General features: G+C 69.9%; 2 protein-coding genes. Both read right to left on the minus strand.

The window, feature by feature from the left end:
* A partial coding sequence (locus IO33_RS51590; protein WP_245236075.1) for an AMP-binding protein occupies positions 1-339 on the minus strand: 339 nt, incomplete at its 3' end.
* On the minus strand, positions 318-2,558 hold a 2,241-nt coding region (locus IO33_RS45330), incomplete at its 5' end, for a condensation domain-containing protein (protein WP_157858084.1). The genes IO33_RS51590 and IO33_RS45330, both read right to left, overlap by 22 nt.

The raw sequence follows: 2,558 nt of genomic DNA on the forward strand, positions 1-2,558 counted from the left end.
CTCCGCCGACTCACCGGCGATCGCCTCCGCGTCCGCGTCCAGCAGCACCCGACGCCCGCCGAACTCCGCAGCGTCCACACCGGACTCGGTGATCAGGACGGTCACGCCCGCGTCGGTGAGCATGTACGCGCGGCGTTCACCCGGCAGCCCCGGATCCACCGGCACATACGCGGCGCCGGTCTTCCATGCCGCCAGCATCGCCACCAGCACACCCGGGCCCCGGTCCAGGCACACGCCCACCACCGCACCGGCATCCACACCCAGCCCACGCAGATGACGCGCCAGCCGGTTCGCACGCTCCTCCAGCTCCCCGAACGTCACCCGCTCGCCACCGAACACCACGGCAGCCGACCCCGGAGCCGACAACGCGCGAGCCTCGAACAACTCCAGCGTGCTGCCGCCCGACCACTCGACGACCTCACCTGCCGCACGACCCCACGAACCCTCCGGAAGACACGCCACCGACGCACGAGCATCGCCAGCCCACTCCGGCTGATCACGTCGGTCGACGTAGCCAGGTTGATGTCGCCCTGCGTTGTCACGACGCTCAGTGCGAAGTCGGTGCCGCCACCCTGCCCGTCGGACCCGGTGCCGACGGTGGCCGCATCGACCTGGTGGAAGTTCTGGTGCTCGAACATCACCGAGAGCAGACGGCCACCGCTGTCGGTCTCGCGCTGGATGGCCGGGAGCGGATAGCGGCGGTGTACCCAGATCTCCGCTTCCTGCGCGTACACCTGCTCCACCAGCTGGCGCCAGGTGCCCGCCGGCCGGACCGCCGGGAACGGCACCGTGTTGAGGTGCATACCCAGCACCCGGTGCTCGCGCAGGGAGTCGGTGGCCTCCGACCAGGCTGCCGGAATCCGCAAGGGAGCGTGCTCATCGACCACCTCCCGCCAGAAGGACCGGTCGACGTCGCTGCCGAGCGACTCCAGCTCCGCCGCGACGAAGTCGGCGTAACGGACCGAGGGCGCCTCGTACTCGGGCAGCTCACGGCCGTCGCGCAGGTGCTGGTAGCACGCGACGATCTCCATCGCCAGGGTGTTGATGGTCCAGCCCTCGGCGATGGCGTGGTTGTAGCTGAAGGTCAGCCGCCACGTCTCGTTCGACTCCAGGTGTACGGCGAGCCTCATCAGGGAGGTGCTCGTCAGGTCCGACGGCGCCGCGCACTCCTCGTAGGCGAACGCGCGGAGTGCCTCGCGCTGTTCCACGGCCTGCAGCTCGCGCAGGTCCCGGACGGTCAGCGGCAGTTCGGCGTCGGCGTGCACCAGCTGCAGCGGCTGCGAGTACCCGCTCAGGTGCATCGACGTGCGCAGGACGTCGTGGCGGCTCGCCACCACGCCCACCGCTGCCCGCAGGGCCTCGGCCGAGAAGGGCCGCGCGTCCGGGATGCGGAACGAGTTGATGTTGTGGTAGGCGACCTGGTCCTCACCCCTGTCGAGGGTGGCCAGCATTTCCACCAGCATGCCGGTCTGGATCTGCGACAGCGGGTAGGCGTCGACCACGTCCTCGGGCAGCGCGGCCCGGTCCTCGTCGCTGATCAGCGCGAACGGCTCGACCGCGGCGATCAGCGACTCACCGGCCACCTGCCCCGACAGCTGGACCGCGAGTGCTCCGACGCTTCGGTGCTCGAACACGTCGCGCACCGACACCTCGTAGCCGGCGGCGCGCAGCGCACCGACCAGGCGGACGGACCGGATGGAGTCGCCGCCGAGGTCGAAGAAGCTGTCCTCGACACCGACCCGTTCCACGCCCAGGACGTCGGACCAGATCGCGGCCAGCCGCTCCTCCAGCGGGGTGCGCGGGGCGACGTAGTCGCTCGCCGAGAACATCTCCGCCTCGGGAGCCGGCAGGGCGCGGTGGTCGACCTTGCCGCTGTTGGTCAGCGGGATCCGGTCGATCTCCACGAACGCCGCCGGGACCATGTACTCCGGCAGACTCGACCCGAGGTGACGCCGCAGGTCAGCCGCATCGAAGGCGGTGTCGGCGACCACGTAGGCGACCAGGGTCTTGTCGCCCGCCTGATCCTCACGAGCGGAGACCACGGTGTCCCGCACCGCCGCGTGAGCCCGCAGAACCGCTTCGATCTCGCCGAGCTCGATGCGGTAACCGCGCACCTTGACCTGGGTGTCGATACGACCCAGATAGTCCAGCGAACCGTCCTGCAGGCGCTGCACCAGGTCACCGGTGCGGTAGAGCCGGGAACCGGCCGGACCGAACGGGCTCGGCACGAACCGCGTCTCCGTCGGGCCGTACACGTTCACCAGACGCTGACTCCTGGCACGCAGCTCACGCGCCAGCTCCGGCGAACAGGCTTCGCCACCCACCAGCGCCGTCACCGCTTCATCAGCGAAACCGGCCGCGAGCAACAGCCGCCAACCCGACGGCGTCAACTGCACATGCGTGATCTCGTTCCTGCTGACCAGGCCGGCCAGCGCCTCAGCGTCCCTGGCCTCACCGCTCGACGCCATCACCACACACCCGCCGGTGACCAGCGGCAGGAACAGCTCCAGCCCCGAAATGTCGAACGAGATCGACGTCGACGCCAGCCACACGCTCTC

This window comes from Streptomyces durhamensis, assembly GCF_000725475.1.
GTDB classification, from domain to species: domain Bacteria; phylum Actinomycetota; class Actinomycetes; order Streptomycetales; family Streptomycetaceae; genus Streptomyces; species Streptomyces filipinensis.